This window comes from Saccharopolyspora sp. NPDC002376, assembly GCF_053593195.1.
The window spans coordinates 59,207-73,979 of record NZ_JBSFBZ010000028.1 but is presented as its reverse complement, the minus strand read 5'-3'; the positions used below and the strand labels follow the sequence as shown (position 1 = coordinate 73,979).

The window sequence follows — 14,773 nt, the reverse complement described above, 5'->3', positions numbered from 1 at the left end:
CCCGACGAAGCCGGGGGAAGAGCAGCAGGAGCGCGAAGGCCCACAGGCGCATTGGGGCCGGGGCTTCACGGTTCATCGGCGTTGCTCCTCGCATCGGCCCCGGATTCGGACTCCTGCCAAGCAGAACCCCGGACGACGGCGACCGGGCACTCGGCGCGGTGCAGGGCCCCGTGCACCACCATCCCCAGCCCTGCCCCGCTCTCGCGATGGCCGATCACGAGCACCTGCGCCATCGAGGCCGCGTCAGCCAGCTGGGCCGACGGACTTCCGCACCGCACGTCCACGCGCACCGGTACGTCCGGAAACGTCTTCCGCCAGCTGGATAGGTGCGCGGCGATGTCGTCCCGGACGTCTTCCGCGCTGGACCACAGCGTCAGCGGTGCTGGTTCGGTCCAGGAGTACTGGCCGGTCGTCGGGCGGCGTACGTGCACCACGTGCAGGGCCGCCCGGCGGAGCACTGCTTCTTCGAACGCGAACCGCAGCACAGCACCGCTGCGCTGCGGCGCGTGGACGCCGACGACCACCGGCCCCGGCGCGGAACTGGTGCGACGCCGCCGGATCACCACCACCGGGCAATCCGCTTCGCGCGTCGCGGTGATGCTGACCGAACCCAGCAACGCCTCCGCGACCGAGCCTCGGCCACGCGACCCCACAACCAGCAGTTGGGCGTCGGTTGAACGCCGAACGAGTTCCTCCGCCGGGAACCCGGGCACGACCTCGTCGACGATGTCGACCTCTCGGTGCGCGTGCCGACACTGTTGAACGGCACTACGCACCATTCCCCGCATCTCGTCGGGATCGGCCGTTCCGCTGACCGCCAGCAGCCGCACCAGTGCGCTACGCAACGCGGCCTCCTCAACCGTCCACAGCGCAGCAGCCAGCGCCTCCGATGAACCGTCGATACCCACCAGGAGCTGCTTGACCTCGGGAAGACCCATGACTAGACCGCTATCGCCGCCAACTCCAGCCGCACCGCGATCACCGGCGCGGCGCGGCGAGTTCGTTCGCGCTGCTCATACTGCCGGCCCACTCCCCTCGACGCCTCCGCCGCTGCGCACGACGATCGCGCGTCCGGGAGCACGTCCGCCAGGGGAGATGGTCACGAGCCCTGCGCGGCCAGATCGAGCAATTCAGCGACATCCGCGTCCGAGGTATGGGGGAAATCCGCGTACCACTCTGCAATCGCCCGGAAGTCCTCCGGAGCTTCCAGGCACACCAGCTCATCCACGGACTCCCGCAACTGCTCCAGCACATTGGGCGGGGCCACGGGCATCGCCAGCACCAATCGCGCGGCGCCCTGTGCGCGGGCCACGCGGCAGGCCACCGCCGCGGTCGAGCCGGTCGCGATCCCGTCGTCGACGATGAGCGCCGTTCGCCCCGAAAGGTCCGCCCGCGCGCGGTCCCCCCGGTACAGCCTAGCCCGCCGATTCAGCACGCCACGTTCTTCTCGCTCGATCTCGGCGAGTTCGCCGGGCCGGACGCCGGTTCGCCACATCACCTCGTCGTTGATCACCCGGACCTCGTCTTCACCGATCGCGCCCATGCCCAGCTCGGGGTGGGAAGGGGCGCTGAGCTTGCGCACGACGATCACGTCCAGCGGAGCGTCCAGCGCCCGAGCCACCTCGAAGGCGACCGGAACCCCACCTCGCGGCAGCCCCAACACCACGACGTCCTCGTCGCGCAGGTGCTGCAGCTGCTCAGCCAGCCGCCACCCCGCATCTCTGCGATCACCGAACGGCATGCCCGCACCTCCAGCGGATCCACGTCCCGTGTCCGGCTCGACTCAGGCGATGCCGAAACTTCGGACGATCGCCACCGGGCTGTTGACGTGGTGCAACACTCCACTGGCCACCGAACCCAGTAGCAAGCGTTGGAACCCGCCAAGCCCGCGATGTCCGACCACGAGCAACTGGCTGTGCAGCGCGGCGGAGGTCAGTTCTTCAACCGGATGGCCGAAGCGGACATCGCCGCGGACCTCGACGTTCGGGTACTTCTCCCGCCACTCCCCGAGCTCGTCGGCCAATTCGCGCTGCGCATCGTCCAAGCTGAAAAGGGAAACGCCCGGCGGGCTTTCCGCCCAGGAGTACTCAGCGTTGATCGGCCGCCACACTCGCACCGCTACCAGACCGCTCCTCCTCGTCGAAGCGGTCTCGAAGGCGAAGCGCAGGGCCACCCGGCTCGGTTCGGATCCGTCCACCCCCACCACCACGGGTCCGGTGGTGAAGGTGTTGCGGGCGTCGCGAACGACAACCACCGGGCAGCGGGCGTGCATTGCCACCGCAGTGCTCACGGAACCCAGCACAGCTTCAGCGACACGACCGCGCCCCCGCGATCCGATCACGAGCAGCTGCGCATCGCCGGAGGCCCAGATCAGTTCTTCGATGGGACGGCCGTGCCGGATCTCCTCGAAGATCTCCGCACGAGGACGCTCGCTGCGGCACCGATCCGCCGCGTCCGACAGGAACTCCCACGCCTCCTCGTCCGCTCCCTCTTGCGCGACCGCCACCAACCGAAGCGGCGCGTCCCGGAGGTCGGCCTCCTCGCTCGCCCACAACGCGGCCACCGACGACTGCTCGGAACCGTCCATTCCCACCAGCACCGGCAGACCCTGTTTCGGCGTCATGACACGACCACTCCATTCGTTCCGCCGGACAGCCGCCCACCTGCTGTGTACCCACGTCCAGCAAGCCTGCTCGGCCGCAACCGCTCGGGTGGTGAAGCGTCAGAGGATGGGTTGTCTGGCCGGTGTGAGGTGATCGATGAACCAGTCCCGGGCCAGTCCTGCGGCTTGGTCGAGAGTTCCTTCCTCTTCGAAGAGGTGGGTCGCGCCAGGCACGATCGCCAGTCGGTTCTCGCACCTGAGCAGCGCTCGGGCTTGCTGGTTGAGCCCGATGACCGCGTCGTCGCGACCACCGACGATCAACAAGGTCGGTGCCCTGACTTCAGCCAGGCGCTCGGCAGCCAGGTCAGGCCGCCCGCCGCGGGAGACGACAGCGGCCACCCCGGTGGGGTCTTCGGCAGCGGCCCACAACGCGGCGGCAGCACCGGTGCTGGCTCCGAAGTAGCCGATGCCCAGGCCGTCGGTTTCCGGCTGGGCGTGCACCCATTCGGTCACCTCGACCAGCCGGTGCCCCAGCAGTTCGATGTCGAACACGTTCGCCCGGTCGAGTTCCTCGTTCCGGTCGAGCAGGTCGAACAGCAAGGTCCCCAGTCCGGCCCGGTTGAGGATCCCTGCGACGTACCGATTGCGCGGACTGTGCCGGCTGCTGCCACTGCCGTGCGCGAACACGACAACTCCCTCGGCACGCTCCGCTTCGGGCACTGTGAGGTGCCCGGCCAGACGCACCCGCCCGGCCTGGACCCGCACCTCCTCATCCCGCATCCACACGTCGGGATCCTCTGCAGGGCCACCAGCCGAAGCCGGATGGGTCCGTGCCGCTCGGTGGAGCAGATCCAGGACCTCCGCATCCGAGGTTTGCGCGTTTCCGGAACCCCCCAGGAGACCCAGGCTCTGGTACGCCACGGCTGGCTGGACACCGGCGATCTCGGATACCTCGACGCCGGCGAGCTCTACGTCACCGGCCGGGTCAAGGACCTCATCATTCGTGCTGGACGCAACCTGCACCCGGAAGAACTCGAAGCGGCCGTCGGCGACCTCCCCGGAATCCGGAACGGTTGCGTCGTCGCATTCGCCAGCACCGGGCGCGGGGATGAGCCCGAACGATTCGTCGTGATCGCCGAAACCCCTCAGACCGAACCCGCGGTTCTGGCCGGACTTCGAGAACGCATCACCGCCACCGCGATCGACCTCTTCGACGTCGCACCCGACGACGTCGTCCTCGCTCCGCTCGGCTCCGTGCCCAAGACCCCGAGCGGGAAGATTCGCCGCACCGCCAGCCGCGAATCGTACGAGCGGGGCACGATCAGCGCTCCGCCCCGCTCACTGTCGTGGCAGCGGGCGAGGTCTCCGGTGATCGCTGCGATCGCCTGGTCGCGCAGGACCGAACAGCTGATGTCCGTCGCGATCTTCACGGCTTGGTGCTGGTTCCTGGCGGTCGCCATCGGTGGACCCACGGTCCTCGCAGCTGCACTGCTCCCCAGAGCCGCACCCGCGATCGCCCGCCAAGCGGCCCGGAGCCTGGCCCGCCTGACCGGCACACACCTCATCGTGACCGGTGCTGAGCAACTCGCCCGCACCCCGAGCAGCATCGTCGTCGCCAACCATGCCAGCTACCTCGACGACATCGCACTGATCGCAGCCCTGCCAGGCCGGTGCACGTTCGTCGCGGCAGAAGTCCTCGCAACCCGACCAGCGATCGGATTCCTGCTCCGGCGGCTCGGCACGCTTTTCGTCGAACGCACCAACCGCGAACAGGGCGTCGCCGACACCGACCGGCTCACCCACGCGGCACGCGAAGGCCAACAACTCGTCATGCACCCGGAAGGAGGCCTCTCCTCCGATCCAGGGCTGCGACCATTCCACGCTGGAGCCTTCATCGCGGCGGCCCGCAGCGGGCGACCCGTGATCCCGGTGGCACTGCACGGCACCCGCGACATCCTCAAACCCGGCAACCACCACTTCCGCCACCACAACCCGGTCCACGTGACCATCGGCGAACCCATCAAGCCCAGGACCCCGGGCTGGGACGCCGCCATCGAGCTGGAGCACCGCGCCCGCGCAATGATCGCCAAGCACTGCGGCGAACCCGACCGAACCCAGTAGCCGGACCACCCGGCAGTGGCTGTGCCAGACAGACCGACCACCGAGCGAGCTCAACGTGCCCGCCGGACACGACCGTGAGGAAGTTGCAAAGACCTCGCGATATGGGTTTGTTTCCAGGATGGTCGTGGCACGCAGTGGTTCTACGCTGGCACCATGACCAGCGGAGGTCCTGCCGGGAGCGGTGTGACCACGGTGTTCTTGGTGGACGATCACGAGATCGCCCGAATTGGTGTGGCCGACCTGCTGGATGCGGAGCACGATCTCACCGTGGTCGGGCAGGCAGCATCGGTCCGCGAGGCGCTGGCCCGGATCCCGCCGCTGCAGCCGGACGTGGTGGTGCTGGACGTGCGACTACCAGACGGCAGCGGCGTCGAGCTGTGCCGGGAGTTGCGTTCTCAGCTGCCGGCGGTGAACTGCCTGATCCTGACCGCTTTTACCGACGAACAAGCCATGCTCGATGCGATCCTCGCCGGGGCTGCCGGATACGTGCTCAAGGACATCAAGGACACGAAACTGGTCTCGGCCGTGCGCACTGCCGGCGCAGGCGAACACCTGCTGGGCGAGCGGGCGACAGCGGCGCTGGTGGCGAAACTGCAAGCAAAGCTGGACGAATCGGCCGAGTTTCCCGGACTGACCAGGAAGGAGCGCGTTCTGCTCGACCTCATCGGGCAGGGCCTGACCAACAGACAGATCGCAGAACGGATGTTCTTGGCGGAGAAGACCGTCAAGAACTACGTCTCCCGCTTGCTGAGCAAGCTGGGGGTCGCGCAGCGAACCCAAGCAGCCGTGATCGCCACCGAATTCCACCACCATCACCACCGGCCCCACGATTGGCGCTGAACCCACGACCACGGCAGGCCACCAACCGGCCAGAGTGATCGGCTAGGAGCCTGTCTTGTACATCTGGCGGCGTATCAAAGATCGAAGCCAGGCGCTAGGACTGGTGGGCGGGAGCGTCCTGCATGGCGATGAACTGCCCGTGCCAGCTGTGGTACCAGACGGCTCCGGTCCGGGCGTTGACCGACAGCATCCCGGCGATCTGATCCCCGCGGAGGGCGTGCAGCGTGTAGTAGCCGGGGAATGTGGTGGGATCGGTCGCGTGCAGGCCGGTGCTGTTCTGCGCCAACCACTGATCGGCGATCTGCTCGGCTTGCTCAGCGGTCACGGTGGGTGGCCTGCCCCGGACAGGCGTGGGCATCATTCCGTAGGCGCTGTTCCACATCATCGCCGGCCCGGGTTCGAGGAACACCGCACCGCTGGCCGGGTCGATGAGGACCTCGGTGGCACCGTGCCCTCCGGGATCGAGGAGTTCGGCGTAATAACCGTTGCTGAACTGCATGATCTCGCCGGTGTGCAGGCCGCGCTGCTGCCCGAACTCGTCAGAGGCCCGGCGAGCATCGCCGAAATTCGCCACGGCCGCCGGTGCAGTCTGGCTCGGCAGACCGCCGTTGCCGGGCATCATGGGCATGCCGTACCCGGGCGGCTCCGGCTGGCCGGGACCGACCTCCCGCCACGAGCCAGCCCCACCGACGCCCCAGACCACCGAGGAGATCAACGCCGCGACGGCGAGGACCAGTACGGTCAGCGGCAGCCGACGGCCGCCCAGCGCATTCCTCGCGGCGGGAGCCCGGTGCCGCAGTGCCAGCGCTTCTCGCGCTCGGCGGTAGGCGTCTTCGTCGATCTCATCTGCGGCGAACCGGCGCGCCAGGGTTTCCTCAGGTGTGTCCCACTGATCGCGGCTGCCCGCACGGCTGGGGATCAACCGGAAGACAGCCAAGCCGATCATGCCGATCAGCACAATCCACAACAACGGCAGGAACGCCATCCCCGACCCATAACCCCACATCATCTCGGGTCACCCTTCCCAGCCCGCGCAGTGCATGTTCCGGCACTCCACGCGCGACCGGTAGAGCCGATGGGCCCGCGACGCCGGAACGGAGGCGGACCAGACGATCACTCCTGAGTCCGGCCGCCAGCGGAGTGGGCGGTGTAGAACTCGGTGAACGCGTCGTAGGCCCGCGCCCCGTAAACCGTGGCGGGGCCCCCGTTCATCAAGAAGGCAACGCCGATCACCTCAGCTGCTTCTGGTGGTGTCGCACCGCGCTGGACGGCCGCATGGGCGTGCGCGGCGATGCAGCCGTCGCACTCCTTGCTCACCGCGATGGCCAGAGCGACCAGTTCCTTGGTCTTGGCGTCCACCGCCCCCGGAGCGAGCGCTGCGTCGTGCAGCTGCCGGTAACCCTCGTACACCTCCGGTATCGCATGCCGGAGCTCACGAGTGCGAGGCCTCAGCTCGTCCCGGATCTCCGAACCGTAGCCAACCATGCCACCGCACCCCCAACCTGCCGCGAGCAGCACATGTGCGCTGCTCGCACAGGATGCACCCGGACCTGGGGCTCGCCGCAACACGTCTCGAGCGACCGGGGGTTCGTGGTTTCGGAGTCCTTCGGCTCTCGTCCGGCCTGCTTCGTGGGCGCGAAACTGGGGGTGGGAGTGTTGTCGAGGGGCTCGCATGCGTGGGGAAGTGGGCGACTGGTTGGTCGTCGAAGCGGTCCACCTGGGTGGGCATCGTCGCCGGGGGCAGATCGTCGAGGTGTGCGGCCGGGAAGGTGGTGAGCCCTTCCGGATTCACTGGCTCGATGATGGTCGGGTGACCTTGTTCTTCCCCGGTCCGGACACGCACCTCGAGCACCACCTCCCCCACCACCTGAAGTTGGACGTTGCTCGAAGGACGAACCCCTGACGCCGCGTCGGCGGAGGCCTGTTGGTTGCGAGGTGGCCATGTCGTGGATTCGTTGGCTCGGCGAGCTCGGTCTGGCGGACGTGCCCGCAGCCGGGGGCAAGGGAGCGAACCTGGGTGAGCTCACCTCCGCGGGTTTCCCGGTCCCGCCGGGGTTCGTCGTCACCGCCGACGCCTACCGCGCCTGCATGTCGGAGGCTGGTGCGCAGCCGGAACTCGACCGGTTGCTGGCCGAGGCCGGCGGTTCCGTCGACGACTCCGACGCGCTCGGCGAATCCTGTGCTCGGCTGCAACGGCTGGTGCGCCAAGCGGGCATGGCGGGCCCGGTGCGCGCTGCGCTGCTCGATGCTTACGACGAGCTCGATGGCGACTGCCGGGTCGCGGTGCGGTCGTCGGCCACCGCGGAGGACGCCCCGGACGTCTCCTTCGCCGGTGTGAACGAGAGCTTCACCAACGTCGTCGGCGCTGACGAGCTGGCCGCGCGGGTGGTCGACTGCTGGGCGTCCCTGTTCAGCCCCCGCGCGATCGTCTACCGCACCGCGCAGCGCGTGCTCGAGGCACCTGCGATGGCCGTCATCGTGCAGCTGATGGTGGACGCAGACCGCTCCGGCGTGGCGTTCACCGCCAACCCGGCGAGCGGGGCGAACGACGAGATGCTGGTGGAAGCCGGTTTCGGACTCGGCGAATCCGTCGTCAGCGGTGCCGTGGAACCCGACACCTACACGATCCGGAAGGCCGACGCCCAGCTCCAGCACGTCAACGTCGGCCGCAAGGACTTCAAGGTCGTGCGCGAGGCGGACGGCCGGCAGGTCCGGGTCGCGGTGGGGGCGGAGGAGAGCGATCAGCGGGTGCTCAGCGACGGCGAGATCACCGACCTCGCACACCTGCTCGACCAGGTGGAGCACCACTACCAGAGCCCGCAGGATGTGGAGTGGGCGATCACCGACGGCACGTGGTGGCTGGTGCAGTCCCGACCGATCACGACGCTCCGGCATCGACTCCCCGCCGAGGCGGGCGCGCTGCTCGTGTCCGGGCTCGGAGCGTCCTACGGCACGGCTTCGGGCGCAGTTCGGGTGATGCAGTCGCCCAGCGAGGGCGGGGCGCTGCAGTCCGGCGAAGTGCTGGTCGCGCCCATGACCGCGCCGGACTGGCTGCCGGCCATCCGCAAGGCCGCCGCGCTGGTCACCGACAGCGGCGGGATGACCTGCCACGCCGCGATCGTCGCGCGGGAGCTGGGACTTCCGTGCGTGGTGGGCACCCGCACAGCCACCAGGACCCTGCACGACGGTATGCAGGTCACCGTGGACGGGGCCAACGGCTCCGTGGCCGAAGGCGTCGTCAGCGCACCCCGGCAGCCCGTCGAGGTGGTCCAGCCCCCGGCGGTTTCCGCGCCTTCCCCGGTGACTCGGATCTACCTCAACCTCGCGATGCCCGACCAGGCCGAGCGAGCGGCTGCGCTGCCGGTGGACGGCGTGGGGTTGCTGCGGGCGGAATTCCTGCTCACCGAGGCGCTCGACGGTGAACATCCCGGCCGCATGCTCGCTGCTGGGCGGGAAGAAGCAGTGACCGGTGCAATCGCCGAAGCGCTGTCCACCATTGCGAAGGCGTTCTTCCCCCGGCCGGTCGTCTACCGCGCCGCCGACTTCCGCAGCAACGAGTTCCGGCACCTCACCGGCGGGGACGACTTCGAACCGGTCGAGGACAATCCCATGATCGGCTACCGCGGCTGCTACCGGTACGTGCGCGATCCGTCGCTGTTCCGGGTGGAACTCGCGGCTCTCGCCCGGGTGCGCGAGCAGACCCCCAACCTGCACCTGATGATCCCGTTCGTGCGGACCCGGTGGGAACTGCAGAAGTGCCTGGACGAGATCGACCGCAGCACGCTCGGCGACTCCACCGGACTGCACCGGTGGGTCATGGCCGAAGTGCCCTCCGTGCAGCACTGGCTGCCCGAGTACGCGCGCATGGGAATCGACGGGGTTTCCATCGGCAGCAACGACCTCACCCAGCTCGTGCTCGGCGTCGACCGCGACTCCGAGGTGTGCGCGCCGCTGTTCGACGAGTCCGATCCCGCGGTACTGGACGCGATCGGCACCATCATCGGGGCGGCCCGCCGGGCCGGGATCACCTCCTCGCTGTGCGGTCAAGCGCCGTCCAACGACCCGGAGTTCGCCGAGCACCTGGTCCGGTTGGGCATCACGTCGATCTCGGTCAACGCCGACGCGGTGCCCGCCGTGCGACAGGCCGTGGACGTGGCCGAACGCAAGATCCTGCTGGAGGCGGCCAGGACCCGGCTCTGACCGGTCAGTCCGGTGGGAACAGCGGCTCGATGACTTCCGACAGCGGGCGGCGCGGGGTGAGCGGTCCGGGGAACTCGTGGGTGACGGGCCAGCCGATGCGGATCACCAGCTGCGGATTCCCGCTGCCGCCGAGGACCTCCTCCCGGACCTCGTTGCGGGATTCGGCGACCTCGCCGATCTGGCTCAACGTGCACGTCGCCAAGCGCTGCTCGGTCGCGCTCAGCAGCACAGCGCTCAACGCCTCACCCGCGGCCAGCCAGTCATCGAAGGTGTCACCGCGGGTGGACAGCACCGCCAGCACGGCGCCGTCGTCCAGGATCGGCACCGGCAGCTCCCCTTCGGCCACCAGCGAGAAGTCCCGTTCGGGCATGCCGCGCAGGTGTTCGGCGGGGAGGCTGCGCGCCGGCACGCCCTCGGCGGACGCGTGCCGCCCCACCCAAGCTGCGAGTTCCTGCTGGTACTCGGGTTGCCGGCGCTGCACCGACCCGGCGTGTTCGATGGCCAACTCCACCTCGCGGCGATCCCGGTCGGCCATCGCGAAGGTGAGCGTGCAGGACTCCAGCCTGGCGACTTCGCGCAGCGGGGTGAGGACTTCCTGCGGTATCCGGTCGGTCAGGAAGGGACGCCGGTCGCTGCGCCGATCCACCGCCGCTGCCGCCAGCGTCTCGACGTGCGGGTCAACCCCGGCCAATTCGCTGAACTCCACGGACGCCAGGTGTTCCGGCTGCGACGGGTTCGGCAGGCGGTGCACCCGGGCCAGCCATCCCTCGGCGGCGAACGCGATGCGGGCGTGGTTGAGGACCGCGCCGCAGCTGATCACCATTTCCCGCCCGGTGGGGTCGATCGTCGGCAGGAGCCGGGACCGGTCGAGGTGCAGGTGCGCCGAGTGCTCGGCCAGCTTCCACCGCCACGGCTGGCTGTTGTGCACCGACGGTGCCCGGCAGGCCAGGGCCAGCGCGGCGCGCATCGTCTCCTGCGACGGGACCGTTCTTCCTGACATCGCGCCACTCCCCCTCGGTTTCGCCTTCGCCGCCGCCGGGGTACCCGCGACACGTCCGGCCGGAACGGAGTTCCGCACTGCTCTCGGAACCGACCCTCTCACACCCGCGGAGGACGCCATGACCAGATTCCTGCCCCGGACGAACCTGCCCGACATCTTCCAGGCGTTCGAAACCGAGTGGCCCTTCGGCGAACCGCACACGATGCGTCTCGAGACCTACCGCGACGAGAACGAGTTCGTGATCCGGTGCGAGCTGCCCGGCGTGGACCCGGGCGAGGACATCCACATCAACGTCGAGGGCAACCAGCTCAAGATCGAGGCCGAGCGCAAGCACGAAGAACGCACCGAGCAGCACAGCGAGTTCCACTACGGTTCGTTCAGCCGGACCCTGCTGCTGCCGACCAGCTGCAACACCGACGACATCGGAGCCGAGTACGAGGCCGGCATCCTCACCGTGCGCATCCCGCGCCGGGAAATCGAGCAGCGCAAGGAAATCCCCATCGCGCGCAAGGGAAAGTGACCTACCGGCGGTTACCCTCCGCACCGACGCGCGAAGCGAGCCTGGAACTCAAGCGTCTGGTCGAGCTGCTCGCTTCGCCGCCGTGCGGAGGGTGGCGCGCATGATGGCCTTGACGAACGGCTGCACCGTGCGCCAGTACAGCGCGAAGATCCGGCGGGTGATCGGGTCGTCGAGCGTGGTGCGGACGTCGTAGGTGGCGAGGCTGCCGCCGCGGCCGTAGGGGCGAACGGAGAACGCGGTAGCGATCTTGCCGCGACCGGGTCTTCCGTACCCCGCGAACTCCGCGGCCGAGATCTGCTCCATCCGCACGATCGGCGTCCAGAACCGCCCCACCGCACCGAAGACCACCTCGCGGCCCGGCTGCTCCCCCAGCAGCACCCACTCACCGCTGGCGCAAAGGTCGTCGAAGGTGAGCCGCGTCGGTTTCCGTGGTGGGACGCGACGCTTGATCCGCTCGGGCAGACCCCGCATCCACCAGGCGAGATCCGCGATCCGCGAGTGGATGGCGAGCAGGTCCAGATGGCGCAGCGCCTGGTACACCGCCTCCGGCGGAGCATCGACCACGACGTGCTCGACCGCACCGACGTCGCAGCGCGGTGCGAAGTCGTCGATCGTCACCGAGCGCTCGGTGACCTCCCACGTCGCCGATTCGACGCCGGGAGGATGCGTCCGCGTCTCGTCAGTCTTGTCGCCCATGTGCTCGCTCCTCGCCTCTGTGTTGGGAGGGCATTGCCGACCGTGGGGCACCCACCGCCGCCCTGGTAGAGGCGATGGTCACGAGCTCAGCCGCCCAGTTCGCGGAGGAGGGGATCGCCCAGCACGCGCGGTTCGAGGCGGATGCGCGCATCCGGGATCCGCACCCCGCTGCCGGTGGCGATCACGGGGTTGAGGTCGGCTTCGACGACCTCGGGCAGCAACTCGGCCAGCCGCGCGGTGCGCAGCAGCACGTCGACCACGGCGTCGGTGTCGAGCGGTTGACCGGCCTCGGGGCCGAACAGCCCGGGGGCGGCACGCAGCTCGTCGAGCATCTCGCGGGCATCCCGGGTCGTCAGCGGGACCAGCCGCCGGCTGCGGTCGGCGATCAGATCGGTGTCAGTTCCGCCCATGCCGAACACGATCACCGGCCCGAACGAGGGTTCGCTGAGCACACCGACGAGGAATTCCCGCCCCGGTTCCGCCATCGGTTGCAGCACGGCGCCGCGGAACCGGGAGCCGAAGAGGAAGCGCAGACGCGCCCACTCAGCGCGCAGGTCGGCGACCGTGGACACGTCGAGCACCACTCCGCCGGCTCGGGCCTTGTGCAGGAGTCCGTTCGCGCTGGCCTTGAGGGCGACGCTGCCGCCCAGTTCGCGGAACGCGGTGAGGGCTTCGGCCTCGGTGCGGCACAGCGTCGTGGGCACCACCGGCAGGCCGAACGAGGTGAGCAGTTCCTGCACGGCCTCGGGTTCCAACCAGTCGCCACCGGGCGACCGGTCCAGCGCCGCGACCACCGAGGCGCGCGCGGCCGTGACGTCGATGCTCGCGAGATCCGGCACCGCACCGCGCGGTCGGGCCAGCCAGGTCGCGTATCCGACGACGTCGGCCAGCGCCCTGGCGGCGAGCACGGGATCCGCGAACACCGGAACCTGAGAAGTCCCGGCGGGGAGCGGCCGGACCGATTCCTGCTGACCGGGTCGCACCACCAGCACGGGTTTGTCGCACCCGGCGGCACGGGCTCGGGCCACGGCTCCGGCGAGTGCTTCCCCCGGATCGCCGATCGCAGTGCGCAGGACCGGCACGACGAGTGCGTGCACCGCCGGATCTCGCAGGACGATCTCCAAGCTCGATCCGAAGGTCGCCGCGTCGATGGTCGCCGTGGTGTCCACCGGGTTGTGCACGCTGGCCTGCTCCGGCAGCAGATCCGCGAGTTCTCGTTGCGCCTGCGGGAATTCCGCGAACTCGAGTCCGACCCGTGCGCAGGCGTCCGCGGCGAGGATGCCCAGCCCGCCCGCGTTGCTGACCACGGCCACCCGCGGCCCCGCAGGCAGCGGTTGCCAGCTGAGCAGGCCTAGCACCGCGACGAGTTCTTCCAGGTCGTCGACGCCGATCGCACCGGTCTGCCGCAGCAAGGCATCCCGGGTGCTGCTGGGCGTAGCGGTCGCCGCGGTGTGCGAAAGAGCGGCGCGTTGCGCGACCGGACTGGTGCCGCTGCACAGGACCACCAACGGCTTGGACCGACCGATGCGCCGCGCGAGCCACGAGAACTTCCGGGGATTGCCGAAGGACTCCAGGTAGAGGACACCGACCTCGGTGCGTGCGTCGCGCTCCCACCACAGCAGCACGTCGTTGCCGCTCACGTCGTATTTGTCCCCTGTGGACACCAGGGTGGACACGCCCAGTCCGGCAGCCCTCAGCCTTTCCAGCAATGCGATCCCCACGCCGCCGGATTGCGTGGCCACACCCACCGCGCCCGCCGGGATCCCGGCTGCGCTGAACGTCGCGTCCAACCGGACCTGCGGGTCGGAGTTGACCAGCCCGAGGCAGTTCGGTCCCACCAGCCGCATCCCCCAGCGGCGCGCTGCGGTGAGCAGTCCGTTGGCGATGTCCGGGCGTCCGGTGATCCCCGCTGTCACGACCACGAGGGCTCGCACACCGCACCGACCGCACTCCTCGGCAACGGCGGGAACGCTCTCGGCGGGCACGCACAACACCGCGAGTTCCGGAGGTTGCGGGATGTCGGTCACCGACCGCACAGCTGCCACGCCGTGGATCTCACCGCCACTGCGGTTGACCGCGTGCACCGTTCCCGTGTAGCCACCACGAATAATGTTGAGCAGCAAGGCGTTCCCGACCGATGACGTCCGGTGGCCAGCACCGACGACGACCACCGAAGCCGGGCTGAGCACCCGCCGCAGGCTTGCGACGTCCGCGATCCGCTCGCGGTCACCGACCTTGGCCTGGTACGGCTCACCGGCGTCCAGCGCGACCTTCACCTGGTAGCTCGGGCCGTCAAGGTGCGCCTCGTGCGGCAGGCCGCTGTCCCGCAACACCTGGAGCATGGCCGAGTTCTCCGCCAGGACCTCGGCGAGGAACGACCGGACGCCGCGCTGCCGAGCCGCCACGACCAGGTGCTCCAGCAGCAGAGTCGCCACTCCGCGTGCGTGGCGGGCGTGCTCGACCACGAAGGCGACCTCGGCCACTTCCGGGAGCACGAGTTCGAAGTGGCCGACACCGATCAGGCGCTCCCCCTCGAACGCGCCCAACGCCACCACGTGCGCACCACCGGGCTCCACCAGTCCCCGCAAGAACTTGCTGATGCTGGTCGCCGACGGCGTACCGAAGAACCGGAGGTAGCGGTCCTCCGCCGACAGCGCGCCGTGCAGGCGTTCGAGCTCGGCGAGGTCCTCACGGTCCAACGACCGAACGGCGACGACACTGCCATCGGCCAACACCGCACGCACGACCTGCGCGTCCGCCCGGGGATTCGCCCCGCTACCTGCCGTTGACACCG

The 14,773-nt window shown here is 69.4% G+C and carries 14 protein-coding genes; 5 read left to right on the top strand and 9 right to left on the bottom strand.

Features of this window, described 5'->3' with window-relative positions:
- Positions 1-65: 65 nt before the first annotated feature.
- The 4 genes from ACWCO2_RS19905 to ACWCO2_RS19890 all read right to left on the bottom strand — a co-directional run bounded on the left by ACWCO2_RS19905 (position 66) and on the right by ACWCO2_RS19890 (position 3,382).
- Positions 66-938 (bottom strand): universal stress protein, encoded by an 873-nt coding sequence (locus ACWCO2_RS19905; RefSeq protein WP_450129220.1) that lies wholly within the window; start codon positions 936-938, stop codon positions 66-68.
- Between the two features lie 161 nt (positions 939-1,099).
- A complete protein-coding gene (locus ACWCO2_RS19900) occupies positions 1,100-1,741 on the bottom strand; it encodes a phosphoribosyltransferase (protein WP_450129219.1) in 642 nt (213 codons plus the stop codon).
- 42 nt (positions 1,742-1,783) lie between these two features.
- Positions 1,784-2,623, bottom strand: a complete 840-nt coding sequence (locus tag ACWCO2_RS19895) for a universal stress protein (protein ID WP_450129218.1) — start codon at positions 2,621-2,623, stop codon at positions 1,784-1,786.
- A 99-nt stretch (positions 2,624-2,722) separates the two neighbouring features.
- Positions 2,723-3,382 (bottom strand): dienelactone hydrolase family protein, encoded by a 660-nt coding sequence (locus ACWCO2_RS19890; RefSeq protein ID WP_450129247.1) that lies wholly within the window; start codon positions 3,380-3,382, stop codon positions 2,723-2,725.
- A 42-nt stretch (positions 3,383-3,424) separates the two neighbouring features.
- Here ACWCO2_RS19890 and ACWCO2_RS19885 point away from each other — a divergent pair, with 42 nt between their 5' ends.
- On the top strand, positions 3,425-4,723 hold the full coding sequence (locus ACWCO2_RS19885; RefSeq protein WP_450129217.1) for a 1-acyl-sn-glycerol-3-phosphate acyltransferase: 1,299 nt from the start codon (positions 3,425-3,427) through the stop codon (positions 4,721-4,723).
- 183 nt (positions 4,724-4,906) lie between these two features.
- Positions 4,907-5,563, top strand: coding sequence for a response regulator (locus ACWCO2_RS19880; protein WP_450129246.1), 657 nt, complete (start codon positions 4,907-4,909; stop codon positions 5,561-5,563).
- 94 nt (positions 5,564-5,657) lie between these two features.
- Here ACWCO2_RS19880 and ACWCO2_RS19875 read toward each other — a convergent pair whose 3' ends face one another.
- Positions 5,658-6,572, bottom strand: coding sequence for an SHOCT domain-containing protein (locus ACWCO2_RS19875; RefSeq protein WP_450129216.1), 915 nt, complete (start codon positions 6,570-6,572; stop codon positions 5,658-5,660).
- Between the two features lie 104 nt (positions 6,573-6,676).
- Positions 6,677-7,048, bottom strand: a complete 372-nt coding sequence (locus ACWCO2_RS19870) for a carboxymuconolactone decarboxylase family protein (RefSeq protein ID WP_450129215.1) — start codon at positions 7,046-7,048, stop codon at positions 6,677-6,679.
- Positions 7,049-7,235: 187 nt separating this feature from the next.
- On the opposite strand from ACWCO2_RS19870, the gene ACWCO2_RS19865 reads away from it, so the two are divergent.
- Together ACWCO2_RS19865 and ppsA are read left to right on the top strand one after the other, a co-directional pair.
- A complete protein-coding gene (locus tag ACWCO2_RS19865; protein WP_450129214.1) occupies positions 7,236-7,466 on the top strand; it encodes a DUF1918 domain-containing protein in 231 nt (76 codons plus the stop codon).
- Between the two features lie 38 nt (positions 7,467-7,504).
- Positions 7,505-9,763, top strand: a complete 2,259-nt coding sequence (gene ppsA, locus ACWCO2_RS19860; RefSeq protein WP_450129213.1) for a phosphoenolpyruvate synthase — start codon at positions 7,505-7,507, stop codon at positions 9,761-9,763.
- Positions 9,764-9,767: 4 nt separating this feature from the next.
- Here the strand turns inward: ppsA and ACWCO2_RS19855 are convergent, their stop codons facing one another.
- Complete coding sequence (locus ACWCO2_RS19855; protein ID WP_450129212.1) at positions 9,768-10,763, bottom strand: Acg family FMN-binding oxidoreductase; 996 nt, start codon at positions 10,761-10,763, stop codon at positions 9,768-9,770.
- Positions 10,764-10,881: 118 nt separating this feature from the next.
- Between ACWCO2_RS19855 and ACWCO2_RS19850 the strand changes: the two genes are divergently transcribed.
- Positions 10,882-11,283 (top strand): Hsp20/alpha crystallin family protein, encoded by a 402-nt coding sequence (locus tag ACWCO2_RS19850; protein ID WP_450129211.1) that lies wholly within the window; start codon positions 10,882-10,884, stop codon positions 11,281-11,283.
- Positions 11,284-11,331: 48 nt separating this feature from the next.
- On the opposite strand, the gene ACWCO2_RS19845 is transcribed toward ACWCO2_RS19850, so the two are convergent.
- A complete protein-coding gene (locus tag ACWCO2_RS19845; RefSeq protein ID WP_450129210.1) occupies positions 11,332-11,979 on the bottom strand; it encodes a hypothetical protein in 648 nt (215 codons plus the stop codon).
- 86 nt (positions 11,980-12,065) lie between these two features.
- Complete coding sequence (locus tag ACWCO2_RS19840; protein WP_450129209.1) at positions 12,066-14,771, bottom strand: bifunctional acetate--CoA ligase family protein/GNAT family N-acetyltransferase; 2,706 nt, start codon at positions 14,769-14,771, stop codon at positions 12,066-12,068.
- Between the last annotated feature and the right edge of the window lie 2 nt (positions 14,772-14,773).